The sequence below is a fragment of the Actinosynnema sp. NPDC059797 genome, assembly GCF_042732085.1.
Taxonomy (GTDB): Bacteria; Actinomycetota; Actinomycetes; order Mycobacteriales; family Pseudonocardiaceae; genus Actinosynnema.
On sequence record NZ_JBHWIE010000027.1, the window covers coordinates 24,493 to 41,677 of the forward strand.

The 17,185-nt window shown below is 73.2% G+C and carries 14 protein-coding genes; 4 read left to right on the forward strand and 10 right to left on the reverse strand.

The genetic code is table 11. The features are described 5' to 3' along the window. Positions 1 to 6: 6 nt before the first annotated feature. The 3 genes from ACFV4N_RS10830 to ACFV4N_RS10840 form a co-directional block, all read right to left on the reverse strand. Entirely contained in the window at positions 7 to 1,278 is a 1,272-nt protein-coding gene (locus ACFV4N_RS10830; RefSeq protein ID WP_499672283.1) for a cytochrome P450 family protein, read from the reverse strand. 13 nt (positions 1,279 to 1,291) lie between these two features. Beyond that, positions 1,292 to 2,854: an FAD-binding oxidoreductase gene (locus ACFV4N_RS10835; RefSeq protein ID WP_499672284.1), complete on the reverse strand. Its 1,563-nt coding sequence runs from the start codon at positions 2,852 to 2,854 to the stop codon at positions 1,292 to 1,294. A gap of 433 nt (positions 2,855 to 3,287) precedes the next feature. Then, positions 3,288 to 3,791: a MarR family winged helix-turn-helix transcriptional regulator gene (locus ACFV4N_RS10840; RefSeq protein ID WP_499672285.1), complete on the reverse strand. Its 504-nt coding sequence runs from the start codon at positions 3,789 to 3,791 to the stop codon at positions 3,288 to 3,290. Positions 3,792 to 3,944: 153 nt separating this feature from the next. Here ACFV4N_RS10840 and ACFV4N_RS10845 point away from each other — a divergent pair, with 153 nt between their 5' ends. From ACFV4N_RS10845 to ACFV4N_RS10860, 4 genes are all read left to right on the forward strand, one after another. After that, positions 3,945 to 4,889 (forward strand): NADP-dependent oxidoreductase, encoded by a 945-nt coding sequence (locus ACFV4N_RS10845; RefSeq protein ID WP_499672286.1) that lies wholly within the window; start codon positions 3,945 to 3,947, stop codon positions 4,887 to 4,889. A 105-nt stretch (positions 4,890 to 4,994) separates the two neighbouring features. Continuing rightward, entirely contained in the window at positions 4,995 to 6,170 is a 1,176-nt protein-coding gene (locus tag ACFV4N_RS10850; RefSeq protein ID WP_499672287.1) for a glycoside hydrolase family 27 protein, read from the forward strand. Positions 6,171 to 6,273: 103 nt separating this feature from the next. Continuing rightward, complete coding sequence (locus ACFV4N_RS10855; RefSeq protein WP_499672288.1) at positions 6,274 to 6,768, forward strand: RICIN domain-containing protein; 495 nt, start codon at positions 6,274 to 6,276, stop codon at positions 6,766 to 6,768. A 63-nt stretch (positions 6,769 to 6,831) separates the two neighbouring features. Then, the gene (locus ACFV4N_RS10860; RefSeq protein ID WP_499672289.1) at positions 6,832 to 7,257 is read left to right on the forward strand and encodes a hypothetical protein; all 426 of its coding nucleotides are present in this window, start codon (positions 6,832 to 6,834) and stop codon (positions 7,255 to 7,257) included. 42 nt (positions 7,258 to 7,299) lie between these two features. On the opposite strand, the gene ACFV4N_RS10865 is transcribed toward ACFV4N_RS10860, so the two are convergent. The 7 genes from ACFV4N_RS10865 to kdpF form a co-directional block, all read right to left on the reverse strand. Continuing rightward, positions 7,300 to 8,772, reverse strand: coding sequence for a glycosyltransferase family 2 protein (locus tag ACFV4N_RS10865; protein ID WP_499672290.1), 1,473 nt, complete (start codon positions 8,770 to 8,772; stop codon positions 7,300 to 7,302). Further along, positions 8,769 to 9,818 carry a glycosyltransferase family 2 protein gene (locus ACFV4N_RS10870; protein ID WP_499672291.1) on the reverse strand — a complete coding sequence of 350 codons (1,050 nt, stop codon included), beginning with the start codon at positions 9,816 to 9,818 and terminating at the stop codon, positions 8,769 to 8,771. The genes ACFV4N_RS10865 and ACFV4N_RS10870 overlap by 4 nt, the downstream gene beginning before the upstream one ends. Continuing rightward, complete coding sequence (locus ACFV4N_RS10875; protein ID WP_499672292.1) at positions 9,815 to 12,178, reverse strand: glycosyltransferase family 39 protein; 2,364 nt, start codon at positions 12,176 to 12,178, stop codon at positions 9,815 to 9,817. The genes ACFV4N_RS10870 and ACFV4N_RS10875 overlap by 4 nt, the downstream gene beginning before the upstream one ends. A gap of 293 nt (positions 12,179 to 12,471) precedes the next feature. After that, the gene (locus ACFV4N_RS10880; RefSeq protein WP_499672293.1) at positions 12,472 to 13,014 is read right to left on the reverse strand and encodes a potassium-transporting ATPase subunit C; all 543 of its coding nucleotides are present in this window, start codon (positions 13,012 to 13,014) and stop codon (positions 12,472 to 12,474) included. A gap of 1 nt (position 13,015) precedes the next feature. Beyond that, positions 13,016 to 15,067 carry a potassium-transporting ATPase subunit KdpB gene (gene kdpB / locus ACFV4N_RS10885; RefSeq protein WP_499672294.1) on the reverse strand — a complete coding sequence of 684 codons (2,052 nt, stop codon included), beginning with the start codon at positions 15,065 to 15,067 and terminating at the stop codon, positions 13,016 to 13,018. Further along, complete coding sequence (gene kdpA, locus ACFV4N_RS10890) at positions 15,064 to 16,686, reverse strand: potassium-transporting ATPase subunit KdpA (protein WP_499672295.1); 1,623 nt, start codon at positions 16,684 to 16,686, stop codon at positions 15,064 to 15,066. The genes kdpB and kdpA overlap by 4 nt, the downstream gene beginning before the upstream one ends. Continuing rightward, a complete protein-coding gene (gene kdpF, locus ACFV4N_RS10895; protein WP_499672296.1) occupies positions 16,686 to 16,787 on the reverse strand; it encodes a K(+)-transporting ATPase subunit F in 102 nt (33 codons plus the stop codon). The genes kdpA and kdpF overlap by 1 nt, the downstream gene beginning before the upstream one ends. Positions 16,788 to 17,185 lie beyond the last annotated feature (398 nt).

Below are 17,185 nucleotides of genomic sequence, written 5' to 3' on the forward strand. Positions count from 1 at the left end.
AGGGGTTCAGCGCGTGGTCAGCGGCAGGGCCTCCAGGGCGCGGACGAAACCCGTGCGCCAGCGCAGCGCGGCGGGTTCGACGGCGAGGCGGAGCCCCGGGTGGCGGGACAGGAGCGCGCCGATGGCCTCCTCCCCCTCGATGCGCGCCATGCGCGCGCCCAGGCAGTAGTGGATGCCGTGCCCGAACGCCAGTTGCCGCTGCCGGCGCTCCCGGGTCACGTCGAACTCGTCGGGCCGGTCCCAGACCCGGGGGTCGCGGTTGGCGGCGGCGGTGGCGAGGATGACGTGCGCACCGCGCGGCACCACCACGTCGCCCACCGGCACGTCCTCGGTGGCAAGCCGCGGCAGGCCGGGGTTGGCGGAGCCGTCGAAGCGCAGCACCTCGTCCACCGCGTCCGGCAGCCGGCCGGGGTCGGCGCGCAGCAGCGCGGCCTGGTCGGGGTTGGCGAGCAGGGCGAGCACGCCGCCGCCGATGAGCTGCACCGTGGTCTCGTGCCCGGCGAAGATCATCAGCGCCAGCATGGCGACCAGTTCGTCCCCGGTCAGCCGGTCGCCCTGGTCGGACACCTCCACCAGCGTGGTCAGCAGGTCGTCGGCGGGCCGGCGGCGCTTGTGCGCGACCAGGTCGGCGGCGTAGTCGGCGAACCGGTCCATCGCCCCGATCATCTCCGGCGCCGACGCCTCGTCGGCGAAACCGCCCAGCACGCGCGCCGCGGCCCGGAAGACCTCGGTGTCCTCCGCGGGCACGCCGAGCACCTCGCACACCACGGTGATGGGCAGCGGCCGGGCGAGCACGGCCATCAGGTCGAACTCCCCGCCCGCGTCGTCCAGGGCCGCCGCGACCAGCTCGCGCACCCTCGGGCGCAGCGCGTCCATCGGCCGCGCGCCGAACGCGGCGGACACCAGCCGCCGCAGCCGGGTGTGGTCGGGCGGGTCGGTGTTGGCCATCGCCCGGCCGAGCAGGTCGTTGGCGCGCAACAGCACCCGCTGCCCGGCGGGCAGCTCGGCGCGGTCGACGTCCGGTGGCGCCAGCGCGGGCACCACCACGTTGCTCAGGCGGGGGTCGGTGAAGCCCGCGACCACGTCGGCGTAGCGGCCGACGAACCAGCGCGGCACGCCGAACCCGTCGGCGAACAGCACCGGGGTGGCGGACGCCCGTTCCCGCAAGCGGTTCAGGGCGGGGAACGGGTCCTGGAAGAACGACTCGTCCACGACCACCGGGTCCGGAGTGGACGCTCCCGGCGTGGGAGCGGTTCGGGTGGACACTGCTTCGGGCATGAGGACCGACCTCCTAGGCGGGGCGGACCGACAGCGCGTGCCGGAAGACGTCCAGCGGGTCCCAGCGGGCCTTGGCGCGGGACAGCCGCGCGTAGTTCTGCTTGTAGTACAGCTCGTGCCACGGCACGCCGGACCGGTTGACCTCCGGGTCCGCCAGGTCCACGTCCGGGTAGTTCACGTAGGCGCCGTCGCGCCGGTCGGGCACGCCGCCGGTGTCGGCGTAGACCTCGCGGTAGAACTCGCGGACCCAGTCGACGTGGACCGCGTCCTGCGCGGGGTCCTCCCAGGCCGACACGTACAGCAGCTTGATCACCGCGTCCCGGTGCGCGGTGGCCGTCGCGTCCGGCGCCACCGCGTTGATGGCGCCGCCGTAGCTGCTCAGCCCCACCGACCCCAGCAGCCGGCCGTGGGTGTCGGTGCGGGTGAGCTGGCGGTGGATGACGCCCAACTGGTCGTCGGTGAACGGCTCGCGCAGGTAACCGGACTTGAACTTGATCCGGTACAGCTTGGACTCGTCCGGTCCGGCGAAGACCGCGGTCAGCCACGGCCGCCACTGGCGCACCACCCGGACCGGCCGGCCGACGCCCTCGGCGAGCACGTCGAGGAACCGGTCGAGCTGAGCATCGGCGTCCGCGCCGGACACCTCGCCGATCAGCAGGTGCGTGCCGGTGCCGACGTCGCGCAGGATCAGCTCGGCGTAGAAGCGGTCGGTGGGCGTGCCCGGGGCGGCGTTCTCCGCGCACCACCGGGCGTGGTTGCCGGCCAGCCTGCGGAACGCCGCCTCGTCCATGCCCTCCCACGACCACTCGGCGGTGAAGTCCAGCACCATCGCGGGCGGGTTGGGCAGCAGCCGCGACGGGTCGGTGCCCGTCGAACCCGGTGTGCGCAGCCAGTACCGGGTCACGATGCCGAAGTTGCCGCCACCGCCGCCGGTGTGCGCCCACCACAGGTCGTGGTTCGGGTCGGCCGGGTCGCGCGTGGCGATCACGGTCCGCGCCGCGCCGGAGGCGTCCACGACGACCACCTCCACGGCGTCGAGGTGGTCCACCACCAGGCCGTGCCGGCGCGACAGGACCCCGTAACCGCCGCCCGCGATGTGGCCGCCGGCGCCGACCCTCGGGCACCACCCGCCGGGCACGGTCACGTTCCAGCCCAGGAACAGCCGGCGGTACACCTCGCCCAGGGTCGCGCCCGCCTCCACGGCGAACGCCTGCCGCTCCGGGTCGAAGTAGACCTGCGTCAGACCCGACAGGTCGATCACGGCCCGGATCCCGGACGAGTCGACGAAGTCCTCCAGGCAGTGCCCGCCGCTGCGCACCGCGAGCCGCTTCCCGGCCCGCACGGCGCTCTCGACGGCTCGTCGAACCTGCTCCGTCGTGCCGACGACGTCGACGTAGTCGGGGGTGCCGACGAAGCGCTTGTGGCCCCGGCGAACCAGTTCCGGGTACCGGGCGTCGTCCGGCAGGACGCGCACCGGCCCCAGCGGCGGCGCCCCGCCGACGGGATCGGCCGCGGCGGCGCCGGTGAACAACCGCCCGGCGGCCAGGCCACCGGTCGCCAAAGCGGTGGCGCGCAACGCATTCCTGCGACTGAGTTGGTCCAACGCGAACTCCCCCAGGTCATTGCCGTCCGAGCTTCCCCGTCAGCGCCGCTCGACGGCCGTCGCGCCCGGGCACCTGCCGGGCGCCTCGCAATCCGTTCTGCCACGGATTCCACCTGGCTGCAACCGGAAGGGCGCGCCGGCCGGGCACGCGCGCCGCCGAGAGCAGGGAGGATTACCGAGCGGGTGTCATATGCACCACCCATCCGGCCTAATGCCCGCCGCCACCTTCAGTCTACAGTGGACAGTCACGGGAAAAGCGAACCACCTGGCGGGACAAAGCTCTTTGCGCACCGAGGTGGAATAACCTCCCGCCGGCGGGCGGGAACCTCAGGTGGGGTCGAGGTCGCGCACGCCGCGGGACCCGGGCCCGCGGTTCGGCGCCGCCGCGAGGGAGGCGGGCAGGCCGTCAGGCCCCGCCCTTGCGACGACGGGGCGCCGCCGAGCGGGGCGGCGTCGAGCGCATGTGGTCCCGCACCGGCGCCAGCAGGCCGGCGAGGGCCTCGACGTCGTCGGGTGAGAGCGGTTCGAAGAGCAGGCCGCTGACGACCTCGACGTGACCGGGCAGCACCTCCGCGAGCAGCGCGCGCCCGGCGTCGGTGATGGTGACCGTGGTGCTGCGCTCGTCGTCCGGCGTGGGCGCGCGCACGACCAGGCCCGCCTTCTCCAGCAGGCCCGCCTGGTAGGTCAGGCCGCTGCGGCTGTAGACGACGCCGTCGGCCAGGTCGGTCATGCGGTGGCTGCCCGTGGGCGAGTCGCCGAGCCGGGCCAGCAGCTGGAACTGCACGTAGCTGAGGTCGCCGGCTTCGCGCAGCTGCTGCTCGACCGCGTGCCGGAGCAGGCTGGTCACCTCGATCAGCGCGAAGTAGGCGCCGAGCTGGACGGGGTCGAGCGACCGCGGCGAATCGGACATGGCGGGAGTCTACTGCTTCGAATTCGAAGGAGCACCCGTCGGCGCCCCCGGGCAGTGCCGCAGGTCACTTTGCTTCGAATTCGAAGCAGTAGTAGCGTCCTCCTCAGTGCTTCGAGTTCGAAGCAAATCTGAGCGGAAGAAAGAGGCTCCCCCATGAAGGCAGTGCGCTTCCACGAGCACGGCGGTCCCGAGGTCCTGCGCTACGAGGACGTGGACCGGCCCGTGCCCGGCGCCGGCCAGGTCCGGGTCCGGGTCGCCGCGACCTCGTTCAACCCCGTCGACGGCAACATCCGCGCCGGCTTCATGCGCGGTCCCATCCCCGTGGCGCTGCCCCACACGCCCGGCTTCGACGTCGCCGGCACGGTGGACGAGGTGGGCGAGGGCGTGACCGGCCTCGCCGTCGGCGACCGGGTGATCGGCTTCCTGCCGATGACGGAGCCCGGCGCGTCCGCCGAGCACGTCCTCGCGCCGGCCGGCGCCCTGGCGCCGGCGCCCACCGGCATCCCGCTGCCCGACGCCGCCGCGCTGCCGGCGGTCGGCCTCACCGCGTGGCAGTCGCTCTTCGACCACGGCGGGCTGACCGCCGGGCAGCGCGTGCTGGTCAACGGCGCGGGCGGCGCGGTCGGCGGCTACGCCGTGCAGCTGGCCAAGGGGGCCGGCGCCCACGTGATCGCCACCGCCGGTCCGCGCAGCCGCGAGGCGGTCCGGTCGGCGGGCGCCGACGAGGTCGTCGACCACACCACCACCGACGTGACCGCGGCGGTGACCGAGCCGGTCGACGTCGTGCTCAACCTCGCGCCGATCGACCCGGCCGCGCTGGCCGCGCTGGTCACCCTGGTCCGACCGGGCGGCGTCCTGGTGAACACGACGGTGTGGATGCCCGCGCCCTCCGACGAGGGGCGCGACGTGCGCGGGATCGACGTCTTCGTCCGCAGCGACGTCGAGCAGCTGTCGCGGCTGGTGGCGCTGGTCGACCGCGGCGAGCTGCGCGTCGACGTCGCCCGGCGGGTGCCGCTGGCCGAGCTGCCGGCGATCCACGCCGAGGCCGCCGCGGGCACGCTGCACGGCAAGGTCGTCGTCCTCCCGCCCACCGACTGACGCCTCCCGGTGCGCACCCCACGGCCCGGTGAAATTCCGGGCCCCGGGTTTCCCTCCCCGGGACTTGCTGGTTCCGTGGGGTCACATCGTCTTCCTGGGGGTGTCGTGCGTCGGTCGGTGGCCCGGGTGGCGGTCGCGGGACTGGTGGCCGCCTCGGTCGTCGCGGTCGGGCCCGTCGCCGCCCGGTCCGTGTCGGCGGGCCTGGCGCCGACCCCGCCGATGGGGTGGAACTCCTGGAACAGGTTCGGCTGCGACGTCGGGGACCGGATGGTCCGCGAGATCGCGGACGAGATCGTGGAGTCGGGGATGCGCGACGCCGGCTACGCGTACCTGAACCTGGACGACTGCTGGATGGCGCGCGAGCGGGACGAGGGGGGACGGCTGGTGCCGGACCCGGTGAAGTTCCCCGACGGCCTCCGGCCGGTGGCGGACTACGTGCACGAGCGCGGGCTGAAGTTCGGCCTCTACGCCGACGCGGGCTCGAAGACGTGCGCGGGTTACCCCGGCAGCCTGGGGCACGAGCAGGTCGACGCGCGCAGCTTCGCCGAGTGGGGCGTCGACTACCTCAAGTACGACAACTGCAACAACGACGGCAGCCCGGCCGTCGAGCGGTACGGGAAGATGGGGCGCGCGCTGCGCGAGTCGGGCAGGCAGATCGTGTTCAGCATCTGCGAGTGGGGGCACGAGCGCCCGTGGGAGGGTTGGGGCCGCAAGGTGGGCGGGCACCTGTGGCGCACGACCCGCGACATCACCGACTCCTGGGCCGGGTGGACGGCGCTGCTGGACCTCCAGGTCGGACTGGAGGACCACTCCGGGCCGAACGGCTGGAACGACCCGGACATGCTGGAGGTCGGCAACGGCGGCATGGCCGACCACGAGGACCGAGCCCACTTCACGCTGTGGGCGCTGCTGAACGCGCCGCTGATCGCGGGCAACGACCTCAGGACGATGGGCCCGGCGACCAGGGAAACCCTGTTGAACCACGACCTCATCGCCGTGAACCAGGACTGGGGCGGGCGGCAGGGCCACCGGCTGCGCGACGACGGCGAGCAGGAGGTGTGGGCGAAGCCCATGTCGGACGGGTCGGCCGCCGTGGTGCTGTTCAACCGGGGGCTGTCCGACCGCGAGATCGGCACCACCGCCGACGCGATCGGCCTGCCGTCCGCGGCGAAGTACCGGGTGCTCGACCTGTGGTCCAAAGAGGAGGCCGAGACCACCGGCGAGGTGCGCGCCCTCGTGCCCGCGCACTCCGCCGCGGCCTACCGGATCTGGCTGGTCTGACGGGTCACCCGCACGAGTGCCGTCCGGCGGATTCCGTTGGGGGCGCGGCGATGTGCGGGTAACGTCCCCCTCGATCCACCCCCGGACGAGGAAGTGATCAACCATGACTTCCGGAATCACGAGCAAAGCGCTCGCCCTGGCGGCACTGACGGCCCTCGGCGGCTCGGTCCTCGTCTTCTCGGGCACCGCCTCGGCCGAGGCGCCCGGGATGGTCCACAACGGTGCCAACGCCCGGTGCCTCGACGCCGACCTGGGCACCATCGGCGGCGACGGCACCAGGGTCCAGCTCTGGGACTGCCACGGCGACGACAACCAGCTGTGGGACTTCGAACCCCGCGGTCTGGTCCGCAACAGCCAGAGCGGGCGCTGCCTGGACGCCGAGCTGGGCGGCATCGCCGCCAACGGCACGAAGGTCCAGCTCTGGGACTGCCACGGCGACGACAACCAGATCTGGGACTTCGACGCGGACCGCGGGGTGCTGGTCAACTACCAGAGCGGGCGCTGCCTGGACGCCGACCCGAACACGATCACCGGCAACGGCACCGGGGTGCGGCTCTGGGACTGCCACGGCGGTGCGAACCAGCGGTGGTCCTTCTAGCACCGCAGCCGAGAACGTCGACCCGGTGATCGGCGTGGTGGGCCGGGCGGGTGTACTGCCCCCATGGCCGAACACCGCCGACGCCACACCGACGAGTGGTCGGCGCACTTCACCCGTCGTGGCCACCGCGCCCCGCGCCCCCTCGCCGCCGGCCTGGAGGGAGCCGTCTACCACCTCGGCGAAGGTCTCGTGGCCAAGGTCTGGAGCGGCCCGCCACCAACCGACCTCGACCTCTTGCGCCGGGTCCACGCGGACCTCTCCCGCCACCCGCTGACCTTCGCCACGCCGGAAATCCTCGACACCGAGATCCACGACGGCGTCCTCGTCACCTACGAGCGCGAGCTGACCGGATCACCCTTCCGCACCGAACCCGCGTCGACCTCCTCCGAGCGCGACCTGCCCGCTGCCGAGACCGCCACGGCGACTTCGCCGGGGAGCTCGGCCACCCGGTCGAGACCCTCGCGCTCTACCAGGCCGCCTACGCCCTGACCACGTACGACCTGTTCTCCCAGGACGGCAGCGACGGCCACTTCACCTGGTGCGCCGCCCTGCTCCGGAGAAATCGGGTGGTGTCGGCCACCCGGTGACCGGCGGCGCGTGCTCGCCGACCAGGCCGTGGCGCGTCAGCTCCCAGTGGTGGCGCTTGCTCGGGCGCAGGAGCTGGCCCAGCGCCTTGTAGGCGGCGACGCTCATCAGCGCCCAGTACAGGGGCACGGTGAGCATCGTCGGCACGGCGCGGTGGAGGCCGCGTTCCATGCACCCGGCCATGAACAGGTACAGCACGGCGAGGTTGCCCCCCAGCAGGGCGGCCGTTCCCGCGTAGAGCACCGCCGGCGGGAACAGCGGCTCGATCCGCTCCGGGCCCGCCACCAGGTACAGGCACGTCAACGCCCAGAACAGCGGGTTGACCAGCGTGGTGACCGTGGTGGAGCCGAAGGCCAGCTGGAAGCCGACGAACCCCCGGGGACCCAGTTCCCGCAGCAGCCGGCCCGGCTCGCGCATGTGCACCAGCCACGTCTGGAAGTAGCCCTTGATCCAGCGGCTGCGCTGGCGCACCCAGTTGCCCAGTTCGCTGTTGGCCTCCTCGTACGTGGTCGAGTCGATGATCCTGACGTCCCAGCCGCGGCGCGCGATGCGCACGCCCAGGTCGGCGTCCTCGGTGACGTTGTGCGGGTCCCAGCCGCCGAGCGCGCGCAGGGCGTCCACCCGGAAGTGGTTGGACGTGCCGCCCAGCGGGATGGGCAGCCGGAAGCGGTCCAGGCCGCGCAGCACCAGGGCGAAGTTCAACGCGTACTCGGCGGCGAAGTTGCGGGTCAGCCAGTTCGTCCAGGGGTTCCAGTAGGCCAGCTCGGCCTGCACGCACACCACCCGGTCCGGTTGCGACTCGAACGCCGCCGCCGCCTTGCGCAGCTGGTCGGCCTCGGGCCGGTCCTCCGCGTCGTAGACGACGCACAGCTCGCCGGTGGCGCGGGCCAGGCCGGCGTTGCACGCGTTGGGCTTGGTGCGCGGCCCGCCCTCGGGGACGAGCAGCACCTCGAACTCCGGCGGCAGCTCCAGGCGGTCCAGCGCCGGGCCGGTGATGTCGTCGTCCCGCTCGACCAGCAGCAGCACCTGGAGCAGGTGGGCGGGGTAGTCGAGCCGGTGGACGGTCTCGACCAGGCCCGGCAGCACCACGTCCTCCCGGTGCAGCGGGATGAGCACCGTGTAGGGCGGCAGGTCCGGCTCGGCGGTCAGGTCCTCCGCCCGCACCCGGATGACCCGCGCGCCGGGGCCGGCGAACGCCACCAGGCACCGGAAGCAGATCACCACCACGTAGACGGCCGTCACCGCGGCCACGAACGCCTGCGCCCACCACAGCGGGCGCGGTGCGGCCCCGCCGACGGCGCCCACCAGGACCGCGCACCCCAGGGCGGCGCACGCCACCGCCAGCCAGACCTCCTGACCCCGGCTGAGCAGCCTCGAAGCGCTGTACCGCTCGGGGAGGGCGCAGGTGACCGGCTTCACCGGTTCAGGATCCGGTCGCCCGACTTCGCGGGCCGGTCCGGCGCGACCTGCTCCGGGGTGCGGACCTGCTCCGAGGCGCGCTGGTCGGCGGCCGTGCGCACCGACGAGACGGTGTAGAGCGGTCGCCGCTGCGCCTCGGCGTAGGTCCGGCCGATGTAGCTGCCCAGCACGCCCTGCATCGTGATCTGCACACCGCTGAGGAAGAACATCGCGATGGCGGTGAAAGCCCACCCCGGCACCGCCGTCTCCGGCGCCAGGACCTTCACCCCGACCGTGTACAGGATGCCCAGGAAGCTCAGCAGGGAGATGCCGTACCCGAGCCGGCTGATCAGCTTGAGCGGGGCGGTGGAGAAGCCGAAGAGGCCGTCCGCGGCCAGCTTCAGCATCTTGCTCAACGGGTAGCCGGTGGTGCCGGCACGCCGTTCGTCGCGGTCGAACAGCACCCCGGTCTGGCGGAAGCCGATGTAGCTGACCAGGCCGCGCAGGAACCGGTCGCGTTCGCGGAACCTGCGCAGCTCGTCGACCACCTTGCGGTCCAGGAGCCTGAAGTCGCCGGTGTCGCGCGGGATGTCGACCGAGGCGAGCCTGCGCAGGGTCCAGTAGAACGCGCTCGCCGTGCACTTCTTGAACGTCGAGTCGCGGCGGGAGCGGCGTTGCGCGTACACCACCTCGTAGCCCTGCTGCCACTTCGCGATCAGCTCCAGGCTCACCCGCGGCGGGTCCTGCAGGTCGCTGTCCATGACGATCACGGCGTCGGCGTCCACGAGGTCCAGGCCGGCGGTGACCGCCGTCTGGTGGCCGAAGTTGCGCGCCAGCTCGATCACGGTGACGCGGTGGTCCACGTCCGCCAGCGCCTGCAGGCGGCCGGCGGAGTCGTCCGCGCTGCCGTCGTCCACGTAGATGAAGGTGAAGTCGTACCGGTCGGCGAGCGCCTGCGTGGCCTGGCACACCGCGCGGTGCAGCGGCGCGATGTTCTCCGCCTCGTTGTAGACGGGGAAGACGTAGGCGATGGACTGCCTCGCGGCCCGTCCCGCACCCGGGGTCACCGGTCCACCACCTCCGCGCGCCGGTAGAAGACGTGGTGGTCGTCGGCGTAAGCCGGTTCGTACTCGGTGTGCATCAGCGGGCTGTCGTGCAGGCGCCGCCACACCTCGTCCTCGCCACCGGGCGTGCGACGCAGGTGGATCCAGCGGATCCCCTGCCCGACCGGGTCGTCGAGCGATGCCTCCCACTGGCGGAAGCTGCCCTCGTAGACCACCCGCGCCACGGGCACCCGGGAGTCGAAGCCGACCGTTTCGTTGCTCCACGACTGCATCAGCACCCGACCGCCGTCGTAGTGCTCGCGCAGCCAGGCCGCGGCCCGCGCGTTGACGCGCTCGGCGGCGCCCGCGCGGAACGCCTCGGCCTCCTGGAGCGTGGCCGTTCCCGCCAGGGCGAGGTGGCCGCAGCCCGCCAGCGCCACGACCGCGGGCAGCGACCGGGTCAGCGCCCGGCCCGCCGGCGCGACGAGGTAGCCGGTGAACACCGCGGCGGGCAGCACCGCGACGAGGGCGAACCGGACGTTGTAGAGGTCGCCGCTGATCTCGGGCACGTGCAGCGGCCGTTGACCGGTGTACAGCGCGCACACGAAGAACGGCAGGAACACCAGCAGGGGCAACGGCGCCAGCGCCTCGTCGCGCAACCTGGTCCGCCACGCGAAGCAGACCAGCCCGGCCCCGGCCGTCACCAGCACGACCGGACCGAGGTCGTGCTCCACGGCGTGCAGGTAGGTCCACAGCGACGCGGCCCAGTCGCCGACCGCCCGCTCGTCCGCGCCGACCCACAGCGCGGGCTTGGCGAACTCGCCGCGCACGAAGTTCAGCGGGTCGCCGAAGATCGCGGCGTTCCACACCGCCCAGCCGACCGCGCCGGCGGCCGCCAGGCAGCCGAAGAGCACCAGGTCGGCCCGCACGAGGACCGAGGGGTTCGGCTCCGCCCTCGACCGCCGCCACGAGCGCACCCCGACCACCACCGCCACCGCGGCCAGGAAGACCCACCCCTCGTAGCGCACCAGGGTGGCGCAGAGGACGGCGAAGGCCGTCGCCAGCAGCTGCCGGTAGTCGCCCTCCCGGCACCAGCGCAGCAGGTGCCAGGTCGCCGCAGCCAGGCAGGCCAGCAGCAGCGACTCGGTCATCGGGGTGCCCTGGAGGTACAGGACGTTGGGGTTGGCGCAGAAGACCAGCGCGGCGGTGACCCCGCCCGCGCGGCGCCCGGTGAGCGCGGAGCCGGTGCGGTAGAGCCAGCCGGCGGCGGCGACGTAGGCGCACATGGACACCGCGCTCGGCAGGACGCCCGCGTGGTACCAGGTCTCGTCCACGACGAGCGGCAGGGCCAGCACGTGCGACAGCGGCAGCCAGACCCCGCCGAGCTGCGCGGCGCCCGGCGTCGACGCGTCCAGCACCCGGCGGGTGATCAGGAGGTGCGACACCGCGTCCGGGTAGGCCAGCGTCATCCCGTTCGAGGCGACCACGGCGCAAGCGCCCACCGACAGCACCACCGCGACCAGGAGCACCGCGGCCAGGAGGGGGTCCCGTGTCGGGACCACCCCGCCGACGACGCGGCGCAACGGTCCCGGGCGGACCACACCCGCCCAGGCCCCCGGCCTGCCCGTGCCGTCCCGGACACCGGACCCGTCCTCGCCCTCCCGGACACCCGGCCTGCCCACCGCCTCCGCCGCACCCGGCCCGCCCACGACCACCGAGGCGTTCGGGCCGTCGTCCTCCCGACCGCGGACGGGCAGGACCAGGACCCTCGCGCCACGTCGGCGCAAACCGGCGAGCAGTCCCACCCGCGCCACCGCGGACCGCGTGGCCGGGTCCAGGCCGGTCAGCGTCCTCCGGTCGACGAGGTGGTGCGCCGGGCCGGCGCGGCGACGGCCGGCGCGCGGCAGGACGAGGCGCACCACCGCCCGCAACCACGTGGGCACCCCGCGAACCGGTGGGCCGACGCGGTCGTGGCGGTACCCGACGACGAGGTCGGCCCGTTCCTCGCGCGCCACCGCCAGCAAGTCGGACAGGTGCGCGGCCGCGAAGCTGCCCTCGGTCAGGAAGATCCGCCGGTGGTCGGTCTCCGCCAGCGCCACCGCCAGGTCCGTGCGCGGCAACGACTCCCCGTCGCCGCCCGCCTCGTGGCGGACCACCTTCACCCGGTCCGGGTACCGGTCCGCCAACCCCTCGGCGGCGTTCCCCGCGGTGGCCGGGCTGCCCTCGCCGAGCACGAGGAGCACGCAGTGCCGTTCGCCGGCCCGGTCCAGGGTGGACACCAGGTCGTCCACCTCCGCCGCCAGGTCGCCCCGGTCCCGGTGGAGGGACATGACCACGGTGACGCCCTCGGCGGCTCTCTGCTCGGACGGACCAGGGCGGGGCATGGACCTAGTCACTCCTCGTGGAGAAGACCGATGCGTCTTCGTCGCGGGCACGGCCGGAGCGGCCGGGGGGCGCGGTCGCCCGCCGGCGCTCTTCCGCGACAGAGCATGGGTTCCACGACCGGCACCCGCAAGCCGGAACGGCTCGGCTCTCGGCTCTTGCACCCGTGTAGGTGACAGGCCGCGCCGGGGCGGGAGGCCAGGCGTCGATGAAGCGGGCGACGAGGTCCCAGCCCTGCTCGGCGCCGCCGTTGGCCGACCACTGGATCACCTCGGCGCCGTTGGCGGTGCCGGGGTCACGCCGCCGCGTCGAGCGCCCGGTTGAGGGCGGTGACGTTGACCCCGGGCTCGCCGAGGAACCCGAGGGCGCGGCCGTCGGTGTGCTCGGCGACCAGTTGCCGCACCCCGTCCTCGGCCAGCCCGTTCTCCCGGGCCACGCGCGGCACCTGGAGGTCGGCGTAGGCGGTGCTGATGTGGGGGTCCAGGCCGGAGGCCGAGGCGGTGACGGCGTCGGGCGGGACGCGCTCCTCGCCCACGCCCTCGCGCCGGGCGACCTCGGTGCGGCGTTCGGCGATCACCGCGTCGTAGTCGGTGTTCAGCTCGCCCTTGTTCGAGCCGCCCGACGCCGGCAACGTGGCCGCCGAGGGTCGGGGGACGAACCACCGGTCGCCCTCGCGCGGGACGGCCACGAGGGTGGTGTCCACGGCTTCGGCGTTGGCGTGCAGGCCCGGGACGCGGGACACGGCCCAGACTGCGGCGGGGTAGAGCACGCCGGTGATGGCGGTGAGCACGAGCAGGACGCGCAGTCCGGCCAGTGCCTGCTTGGCGAAGGCGGTCATGTCAGGCGATCCCGGGGACGAGTCGGACGAGGAGGTCGATCAGCCAGATCCCGGCGAACGGCGTCACGACGCCGCCCAGCCCGTAGACCAGCAGGTTGCGCCGCAGCAGCGCCGAGGCGCTGGAGGGCTGGTAGCGCACGCCCCGCAGGGCCAGCGGGATCAGCACCACGATGACGAGGGCGTTGAAGATCACCGCCGAGAGGATCGCCGACTGCGGCGAGGCCAGGTGCATGATGTTGAGCCGGTCCAGCTGCGGGTGGATGGCGGCGAACATCGCCGGGAGGATGGCGAAGTACTTGGCCAGGTCGTTGGCCAGGCTGAACGTGGTCAGCGCGCCGCGCGTGATCAGCAGCTGCTTGCCGATCTCCACGATCTCGATCAGCTTGGTGGGGTCGGAGTCCAGGTCCACCATGTTCCCGGCCTCCTTCGCGGCCGAGGTGCCGGTGTTCATGGCCACGCCCACGTCGGCCTGGGCCAGCGCGGGGGCGTCGTTGGTGCCGTCGCCGGTCATCGCGACCAGCTTCCCGCCCTCCTGCTCCCGCTTGATCAGCGCCATCTTGTCCTCGGGCCTGGCCTCGGCGAGGAAGTCGTCCACGCCGGCCTCGGCGGCGATGGCGCGGGCGGTGAGCGGGTTGTCGCCGGTCACCATGACCGTGCGGATGCCCATCGCGCGCAGTTCGGCGAACCGCTCCCTCATGCCGCGCTTGACCACGTCGGACAGCCGGATCACGCCCAGCACCCGGTCGTCCACGGCCACGACCAGGGGCGTGCCGCCCTCGGCGCTGATCCCGTCCACGACCGCGCGGGTGGCCTCGTCCAGGGTGAACGCGCTCGCCGCGCCCTTGCGCACCCGCCGCCCGTCGAGGTCGACGCCGCTGACCCGGGTCTGGGCGGTGAACGGCACGAACTCGCCGGACCTCTCGTGCTCGTCGGGCTCGGGGCTGCGCCCGTACCGCTCGGCGCACAGCTCGATCACGCTGCGGCCTTCCGGGGTGCCGTCGGCCAGCGACGACAGCCGGGCCGCGTCGACCAGGGCATCCAGCTCCACGCCGGGTGCGGGGATGAACCCGGCGGCGCGGCGGTTGCCCCAGGTGATGGTGCCGGTCTTGTCCAGCAGCAGCGTGTCCACGTCACCGGCGGCCTCCACCGCCCGGCCTGAGGTGGCCAGCACGTTGCGCTGCACCAACCGGTCCATGCCCGCGATGCCGATCGCCGAGAGCAGCGCGCCGATCGTGGTCGGGATCAGGCACACCAGCAGCGCGGTCAACACGACCACCGACTGCTCGCCGCCGGAGAAGACCGCGAACGGCTGGAGTGCCACCACGGCCAGCAGGAAGATGATCGTCAACGTGGACAGCAGGATCGTCAGCGCGATCTCGTTGGGGGTCTTCTGCCGCCGCGCGCCCTCGACCAGGGCGATCATCCGGTCCACGAACGTCTCGCCCGGCCTGGCGGTGATCCGCACGACGATCCGGTCGGACAGCACGGTGGTGCCGCCGGTGACCGCGGACCGGTCGCCGCCGGACTCGCGGACGACGGGCGCGGACTCGCCGGTGATCGCGGACTCGTCCACGGTGGCGATGCCCTCGACCACGTCGCCGTCGCCGGGGACCACCTCCCCCGCCTCGACCACCACGAGGTCGCCGACCTCCAGCTCGGAGCCGGGCACGGTGCGGCCGTCGGCCAGGCGGGCGACCGCGTCCTCCCTCGCCGCCCGCAGCGAGTCGGCCTGGGCCTTGCCCCGGCCCTCCGCGACGGCCTCGGCGAGGTTGGCGAACAGCACGGTCAGCCACAGCCACACCGCCACCGCGACGGTGAACACGCCCGGGTCGGTCGCGGCGAACACCGTCACCAGGACCGAGCCGACCCAGACGACGAACACGACCGGGTTGCGCGCCTGGTGGCGCGGGTCGAGCTTGCGCAGCGCCCCGGGCAGCGAGGTCAGCAGTTGGCGGGGGTTGAACACGCCTGCCGCCACCTGGCGGCCGGGGTCCTGCGCGTGGCGTTCGCGGGTCTCCTCCGGAGTCCGCTGCCGGGTGTCGGTGGTGGTCACAGCAGGGCCTCCGCGATGGGACCGAGGGCGAGGGCGGGCACGAACGTGAGCGCGGCGACCAGGACGATCGCCCCGCCGAGCAGGGTGGCGAACAGCGGACCGGTGGTGGGCAGCGTGCCCGCCGTGACCGGCGCCTTGCGCTGCGCGGCCAGCGAACCGGCCAGGCACAGCACCGCGACGATCGGCACGAACCGGCCCAGCGCCATGCACACGCCCAGCGACGCCTGGAACCAGTCGCCGGTGACCGTGATGCCGGCGAACGCGCTGCCGTTGTTGTTCGACGCCGACGCGTAGGCGTAGAGGACCTCCGACAGGCCGTGCGCGCCGGGGTTGTTCAACGCGCCCGACGTGGACGGCAGCACGGCCGCGACGCCCGAGCCGATCAGCATCACCGTCGGCATGGCCAGGATCGACACCGCCGCCGCCGTCACCTCGCGGCGGCCGAGCTTCTTGCCCAGGTACTCGGGCGTGCGGCCGACCATCAGGCCGGCCAGGAACAGGGCGATCACGGCCATCACCAGGATGCTGTAGAGGCCGGTGCCCACACCGCCCGGCGTCATCTCGCCGAACAGCATGTTCAACAGCGCGCCGCCGCCACCCAGGCCGGTGAAGCTGTCGTGCATCGAGTTCACCGCGCCCGTGGACGTGGCGGTGGTGGTGTTGGCGAACAACGCGCTCGACGGGACGCCGAACCGCAGTTCCTTGCCCTCCAACGGGCGCAGCCCGCTCGCCTCGGCCGCCCAGATCACCGCCAGCATCGCGCCCCACAGCGCGCCCATGACACCGAGCAGCACGTGGCCCTGCCGGCGCTCGCCGACCATGGTGCCGAAGGTGCGGGTGAGCGAGACCGGGATGACCAGGATGAGGAAGACCTCGACCAGGTTGGTCCAGGCGTCGGGGTTCTCGAACGGGTGGGCGGAGTTGGCGTTGAGCACCCCGCCGCCGTTGGTGCCCAGCAGCTTGACGGCCTCCTGCGACGCCACCGGTGCGATGGCGACGACCTGCCCGTCGACGTCCACACCGGACTCGAGGCTCATCACCGCGCCCGAGGCCACCAGCACGATCGCGAACGCGAACGCCACCGGCAGCAGGATCCGCACCGTGCCGCGGGTCAGGTCGACCCAGAAGTTGCCCAGCCGGTCGGTGCGGCTGCGGACGAACCCGCGCACCAGGGCCATCGCCACCGCCAGGCCCACGGCGGCGGAGACGAAGTTCTGCACCGTCAGACCGATCATCTGCACGGCGTGGCCCATGGCGGTCTCGGGCACGTAGGACTGCCAGTTCGTGTTGGTCACGAAGCTCACCGCGGTGTTGAACGCCATGCCCGGTGGCACGTCACCCCGGCCGTGGGCCCACGGCAGCACCGACTGCACCCGCTGGAGCACGTAGAGCAGCACCACGCCGACGAACGAGAACCCCAGCACGCCGAACGCGTAGGTCGCCCACCGCTGCTCGGAGTCCGGGTCGACGCGCGCGACCTTGTAGACCGCGCGTTCCACCTTCGAATGCTTGGCGCCCGTGTAGACGCGGGCCATGTAGTCGCCGAAGGGCCGGTGCACCACGGCCAGGGCGACGATCAGCAGGCCGACCTGGAGCAGGCCGGCCGCGGTCGAGGACATCAGAACTTCTCCGGCCGGATCAGCGCGACGAACAGGTACCCGATCAACAGCAGGGCCGCCACGCCGCCGACGACGTTGGCCACCACGCCGGTGCCGCTCACAACCGCTCCAGACCGCGCACGCCGAGCGCCGGCAGGAGGAACACACCCATGATCAGCAGCACGTGGGCCAGGTCGGCCATTCCCGCGCTCCTTCCCGACTCCGAGCGGTCCACGAGCGGACCGCGACGCCGGGAACGATGCACCGGGGCGTGGCCGGTCAGCCGGTTCCTGACGGGTCTTTGACACCCCTGACCGGGTCCTTTGCGGAATGTTGACGGCAGGGGCCGCCGACCGGCCCGACGGGGGCCGCCGGGCCACCGGCACGACCGCCGGGACGCGAGGCGGCCGTCGTGTCAGCGCCGTGACTGCCCCGTGTCAGCACCGCGGCCGACGCTGGTCGCGGTGACCGGTTCCGCAGGCGGAACTTGCACGCGACCACTATTCAGTGATACTCAGTA